General features: G+C 70.0%; 4 protein-coding genes. All 4 read right to left on the bottom strand.

Annotation, left to right across the window (positions count from 1 at the left end; genetic code table 11):
* Nucleotides 1-1,157: ATP-dependent protease ATPase subunit HslU (hslU, locus tag J5F18_RS19155; RefSeq protein ID WP_346300105.1), on the bottom strand; the 1,157-nt coding region annotated here is incomplete at its 3' end.
* A 10-nt stretch (nucleotides 1,158-1,167) separates the two neighbouring features.
* The gene (gene hslV / locus J5F18_RS19150; protein WP_346300104.1) at nucleotides 1,168-1,701 is read right to left on the bottom strand and encodes an ATP-dependent protease subunit HslV; all 534 of its coding nucleotides are present in this window, start codon (nucleotides 1,699-1,701) and stop codon (nucleotides 1,168-1,170) included.
* A 134-nt stretch (nucleotides 1,702-1,835) separates the two neighbouring features.
* Nucleotides 1,836-2,570, bottom strand: a complete 735-nt coding sequence (locus J5F18_RS19145) for an SPOR domain-containing protein (RefSeq protein WP_346300103.1) — start codon at nucleotides 2,568-2,570, stop codon at nucleotides 1,836-1,838.
* 3 nt (nucleotides 2,571-2,573) lie between these two features.
* Nucleotides 2,574-4,259, bottom strand: coding sequence for an arginine--tRNA ligase (gene argS / locus J5F18_RS19140; RefSeq protein WP_346300102.1), 1,686 nt, complete (start codon nucleotides 4,257-4,259; stop codon nucleotides 2,574-2,576).
* Nucleotides 4,260-4,502: the final 243 nt, after the last annotated feature.

The following is a 4,502-nucleotide window of genomic DNA, read 5'->3' as shown; positions in this document are numbered from 1 at the left end:
CCCGTGTAGGAGGCCTCCTCCAGCAGGCGCTCCATCACCGTGTGCAGGCGGCGCGCGCCGATGTTCTCGGTCCCCTCGTTGACCCGCCAGGCGATCTCGGCAATGCGCTCGATGCCGTCGGCGGTGAACTCGATCTCAAGCCCCTCGGTGGCCAGCAGCGCCTGGTACTGCTTGGTGAGTGCCGCGGAGGGCTCGGTGAGGATGCGCTTGAAGTCCTCGGGGGTCAGGGCGTTGAGCTCGACGCGGATCGGCAGGCGGCCCTGCAGCTCGGGGATCAGGTCCGAGGGGCGCGACAGGTGGAAGGCACCGGAGGCGATGAAGAGGATATGGTCGGTCTTCACCATGCCGTACTTGGTGGAGACGGTGGAGCCCTCGATCAGCGGCAGCAGATCGCGCTGCACCCCCTCCCGGGAGACCTCGCCGCCGCTGCTCTGGCCGCTGCCCTTGGCCACCTTGTCGATCTCGTCGAGGAAGACGATGCCGTGCTGCTCCACCGCCTCGATGGCGCGGCCCTTGATCTCCTCCTCGTTGACCAGCTTGCTGGCCTCCTCGTCGCGCAGCAGGACGAGGGCGTCCTTCACCGTGACGCGGCGGGTCTCGCTCTTCTGCTTGCCCATGCCGGAGAAGAGGCTCTGCAGCTGCTGGGTCATCTCCTCCATGCCCGGCGGGCTCATGATGTCGATGCCGGGCCCCTGCTGGGTCAGCTCGATGTCGATCTCCTTGTCGTCGAGCTGGCCCTCGCGCAGCTTCTTGCGGAAGATCTGGCGGGTCCCGCTGTCCTGGCGGGGCGCCTCCTCCTGGCCGCGGGGCGGCGGCAGCAGGGCGTCCAGCTTGATGGCGGCCTCGGTGAGGTCGCGCACGATGGACTCCACGTCGCGGCCCACATAGCCCACCTCGGTGAACTTGGTGGCCTCCACCTTGATGAAGGGCGCCCGGGCCAGCTTGGCCAGGCGGCGGGCGATCTCGGTCTTGCCCACCCCGGTGGGGCCGATCATCAGGATGTTCTTGGGCGTCACCTCCTGGCGCAGGTCGCTGTCGAGCTGCATGCGGCGCCAGCGATTGCGCAGGGCGATGGCCACGGCGCGCTTGGCGTCCTGCTGGCCGATGATGTACTGATCCAGGGCGTGGACGATCTCGCGGGGGGTCATCTGGGTCATGATGGCGGCCTTAGCGTTCCGTGGAAGAGAGTTCTTCGAGGGTGACGTGGTGATTGGTGAACACGCAGATGTCGCCGGCGATCGCCAGGGACTTCTCGGTGATCTCCTTGGCCGAGAGGTCGGTGTTCTCGAGCAGGGCGCGAGCCGCGGCCAGGGCATAGTTGCCGCCGGAGCCGATGGCAATGATGCCACGCTCGGGTTCCACCACGTCGCCGTTGCCGGTGATGATCAGCGAGGCGTCCTTGTTGGCCACGGCCAGCAGCGCCTCCAGGCGGCGCAGGGCGCGGTCGGTGCGCCAGTCCTTGGCCAGCTCCACGGCGGCCTTGACCAGGTTGCCCTGGTATTTCTCAAGCTGCGCCTCGAAGCGCTCGAAGAGGGTGAAGGCGTCGGCGGTACCGCCGGCGAAGCCCGCCAGCACCTCGCCGCGATAGAGGCGACGCACCTTGCTGGCGTTGCCCTTCATCACGGTGTTGCCCAGCGACACCTGGCCGTCGCCGGCCAGTGCCACCTGGTCACCGCGGCGCACGGAAACGATCGTGGTCATGGAGGGGGAGTCTCCTTGGGGGAGCGGCTGGCTCCCGATGACTTTCGGCGCCGCGGGCTGGCCCGGGCGCCGTTGAACGAGCTCACGGAAAAGTGCGGGCGCGCCGGCCCGAATTCAAGGCGCAAGCCGGCTGGCTAGTTCTGCAGGCGGATCAGCAGCGGCTCGATGCCCTGGGTGACCATCAGGTCCTGGGCGCGGCTGAGTTCGCGACGATCGTCGTAGGGGCCCACCTGGACGCGGTGCCAGGTCTCGCCGCCGGAGGCCTTGACCTCGCTGATCTGGGCCAGCAGGCCGAAGTCGCGCAGCCGACCGCTCAGCTGCTGGGCATCCCCGGGCTCGCGGAAGGAGGCGGCCTGGAGCATATAGCGATGGCCATTGCCGGCGGCGGCCTGAGGGGCGGGCTCGGCGGCCGGGCTCGCTTCCTCGCCCCGGTCGGTGGCCAGGTTGGCGGCGATCACCTGGGCGATGGGGTCATCGCCGGCCTCGCCCGCGGCCGCCTCCTCGGCGGGGGGCGGTGCCGGCGGGCGCGCCGTGGAGGCGGGCATCTCGCCGCGGGGGGCGATCACCTCGGACTCCGGCAGCAGGGTATAGAACTCGAAGGTGGGCATGCGCGGCTCGCTGGGGCGGGCGGGCGCCTCGGCCTCGGGCTCCGGCGGGGCGCTGCGCGGCAGCACCGTGGCCAGGGGCGAGTCCTCCACCTGCCAGGGGGCGACGCCGTGCTGATGCTGGGAGAGCAGGAAGCCGCCCACCAGGCCGGCCAGGCCCCACACCCAGCCGGGCAGGCGCCACTCCCGGCGCGCCTTGCGCGGGGCCTGGCGGCGGCTGCTGGTCGCGCCGCGCTTCTTCGGGGGCTGCTTGTGGGTCGCCATGGCTTACATCTCCTCGGGGGCGCTGACTCCCATCAGGTCGAGGCCGTTGCGCACCACCTGGCGGGTCGCCAGGCCCAGCGCCAGACGAGCGTTGCGCAGGGCGTCGTCCTCGACCATCACCTTCACCGCGTTGTAGCAGGTATGGAAGTCCGCGGCCAGGTCCAGCAGGTACTGGGCGACCTGCTGGGGCTCCCGGGAGTCGGCGGCGTGCTCCACCACCTCGGGGTAGCGGGCCAGGCGGTTCATCAGCGCCTTCTCCTGGGCCTCCTCGAGCCGGCCCAGGCTGGCCATGGCCAGGTCGGGATCGAAAGCCAGGCCGTCGGCCTCGGCGCGGCGCATCACGCTGCACACCCGGGCGTGGGCATACTGCACGTAGTAGACCGGGTTGTCGTTGGACTGGGAGCGGGCCAGGTCGATGTCGAAGGTCAGCTGCGAATCGGCCCGACGGGCGGCCAGGAAGAAGCGGGTGGCGTCGCGGCCCACTTCATCGATCAGATCGCGCACGGTGACGTAGCTGCCGGCGCGCTTGGAGAGCTTCACCTCAACGCCGGAGCGGGTGACCATCACCATCTGGTGCAGCACATAGTCGGGCCAGCCCTGGGGAATGTCCGCCTCCAGGGCCTGCAGGCCGGCGCGCACCCGGGTCACGGTGGAGTGGTGGTCGGCGCCCTGCTCGTTGATCACGGTGGTGAAGCCGCGCTGCCACTTGTCGAGGTGGTAGGCCACGTCGGGCAGGAAGTAGGTGTACTGCCCGTCCGACTTGCGCATCACCCGGTCCTTGTCGTCGCCGAAGGCGGTGGTGCGCAGCCACAGGGCGCCGTCCTGTTCATAGGTGTGGCCGTTCGCGACCAGGCGCTCGACGGCGGCCTCTACCTTGCCGTCGCGGTAGAGCGAGGATTCCAGGAAGTAGACGTCGAAGTGCACGCCGAAGGCCTTGAGATCAAGGTCCTGCTCGCGGCGCAGGTAGGCCACGGCGAACTCCTGGATGGCCACCCGGTCGTCCGGGTCGGCCTTGCCGGTGACGTGGCGGTCGTCGGCGTGGACGGTCTCGCCGGCCAGGTAGGCGTTGGCCACGTCGATGATGTAGCCGCCGCGGTAGCCGTCGGCGGGCCAGCCGGCGTCCTCGGGGCCGAGCCCCTTGACCCGGGCCTGCACGGAGAGCGCCAGGTTGCTGATCTGGGCGCCGGCATCGTTGTAGTAGAACTCGCGGGTCACGTCGTACCCAGTGGCTTCCAGCAGGCGGCAGAGGCAGTCGCCGATGGCCGCCCCGCGGCCGTGGCCCACGTGCAGCGGCCCGGTGGGGTTGGCGGAGACGAACTCCACCTGCACCTTCTGGCCTTGGCCGATCAGGCTGCGGCCGTAGGCGTCGCCGGCGTTGAGCACCTGGCGCACCACCTGGGCGGCGGCGTCGGTGGCGGCGAAGAAGTTGATGAAGCCGGGGCCGGCGATCTCCACCCGGCTGACGGCGTCGCTGGCGGGCAGGGCGGCCACCAGGGCCTCGGCCAGGTCGCGGGGCTTGCGGCCGGCGGGCTTGGCCAGCATAAGAGCGAGGTTGGTGGCATAGTCGCCGTGGGCCTTGTCCCTGGTCGGGTCGACCTTGATGGTCGGCGCGAGGTCGGCGGGCAGCACGTCCTGCTGCTTGAGGATGTCGAGGGCGCCCTCGAGCAGGGTCACGATGGTCTCTTTCATGGGACGAATGTCTATCCTGGGGCGGATGCCCTGGGGCGCCATCCGGGGCGAGCGGCCGATGAGCCGGCGGTGACGAGCGCTCGCCCGGGGCGCGGGCATGGAACGGAGCCTTGAGCGGGCACGGCCGACCATTATCGGCAATTGTGGCGCGGCTTTAAAGCCCGACCCCGCCGAGGCGTGGAACGGCAGGTGACAAGCGGTTCCTTCCCCCTTTCTCCTTGCCCCTTTCTCCTTGCCCCTTTC

This window comes from Halomonas sp. BM-2019, assembly GCF_017584085.1.
This window is presented reverse-complemented; position numbering and strand designations above follow the sequence as displayed.